1 protein-coding gene and 1 pseudogene are annotated in these 1,479 nt (G+C 65.1%); one reads left to right on the plus strand and one right to left on the minus strand.

The features are described from left to right. Positions 1–797 (minus strand): hypothetical protein (locus EOA86_RS34360; protein ID WP_128345576.1); only part of this gene is annotated, 797 nt, incomplete at its 3' end. 421 nt (positions 798–1,218) lie between these two features. Here EOA86_RS34360 and EOA86_RS34365 point away from each other — a divergent pair. Beyond that, positions 1,219–1,479: pseudogene (locus tag EOA86_RS34365) on the plus strand (D-alanyl-D-alanine carboxypeptidase); the annotation flags it as partial.

Raw genomic sequence — 1,479 nt, forward strand, 5'->3', positions numbered from 1 at the left:
TAGCCGCCCCCGCCATTGCTGATCCACAGCATGGTGACCGGCAGCTCGGCGGGGTTCTTCAGCACCACAACGAGATCGGCTTCCGCCTGGCGCGCCAGCGCGGTCCAGCCCGGCCCGCCATGGTCGGCCTCGACCAACGTGACGAAGTCCTCTCGGCTCTGGTCCATGCGATAGTCGGTCAGGTCGAGCGTGCCGCCATCGGCGGCGGGAAAACGCGTCAGGTCGGTGGAACGCGCGGGATAGGCGAAGCGGAAACGGCCGCGGGCCGGATCGGGCTCGAGCGGGTCGTCCGGCGTCGCCGCAAACCGCTTCGGCGAAAAAGCCAGCCTGCCGCCGTCCTTCATCACCGTCATCGGATGATGGGCGACGGAAATGCCGCCGGAACCACCGGAAAAGATATGCTCCTGATAGAGAAAGGGATGGTCGTCGCGCAGGGTCAGGATTTTCTCGACAGTCGCGCCCATGACCAGGTGCCGCAGCCTGAAAACGGCCCGCCAGCCGTCGGCAGTCGCCTCGGAAGCGACGACATCCCAGGGGCTGTTGGCCGGCCAGCCATGCAGCGGTGCCGCCTCGACATCGCTGCGCGAAAACGGCGCGCAGAGGAAATCGCCGGACAGGCGAACGGTGCCCTCGGGCAGGTCTGGCGGCAGCGTCTCGCGCGGCTCGCCGATCCACGGCGCGCGATGCAGCGGCTTTAGCCGGCGCCCGTCGATATCGACCGTCATGTCGGCGAGATGGCCGACGGTGAGATCGACCGTTACCGAAATGCCTTTTGCCTTGATCGTCAGCGTATCCATGGCGCACCTGCTGATTCTGCCAGCGCCAGCAAACCCGCTCGGTGCCGGTTACGCAAGCTGTGGCCAGCATTTCACATCAGAGACAAGCCCCCTCATCCGGCCCTTCGGGCCACCTTCTCCCCGAGGGGAGAAGAGGCTGACGCCGGCGTTTGCGCCCTTCTCTTCTCCCCGACGGGGAGAAGGTGGCCGCCCACGGGTCTTGCCTCCGGCAAGCCCGAGGACAGGCTCCGCGGCCGGATGAGGGGGCTGCCGAAGTTGACGTAGCGAAGCGGAGCCTGGGTGAAGATCATTCGCCCGAATGCAGCTCTCCTCGGGCCTGTGGACGAGGGATAATCCTGGGCAACACCGGCATTAACCAAATAGACGGCGCCATTGGGTTAAGCTAGTTTCCCGTTCGTTTCAGCAACAGCTTACCTTCAGAATGTCCAAACTGCGCCTCTTTCCGCTCCTCCAAAGATTTGTCGCAGCGCTGGCGCTGCTGGTGCTCGTCGCCGGCTGCGCGACGACGCCGACTGAAACCATGCTGGCGGTGCCGGCGCCGGCGCAGAAATATGCGGCTGTCGTCATCGACGGCAGCAGCGGCAAGACGCTGTTCGAGGCCAATTCGACGGCGCCGCGCTATCCGGCGTCGCTGACCAAGATGATGACGCTCTACCTTCTATTCGAGGCGCTGGAACAGGGC

It is taken from the genome of Mesorhizobium sp. M5C.F.Ca.IN.020.32.2.1, assembly GCF_004023105.1.
Classification (GTDB): Bacteria; Pseudomonadota; Alphaproteobacteria; order Rhizobiales; family Rhizobiaceae; genus Mesorhizobium; species Mesorhizobium wenxiniae.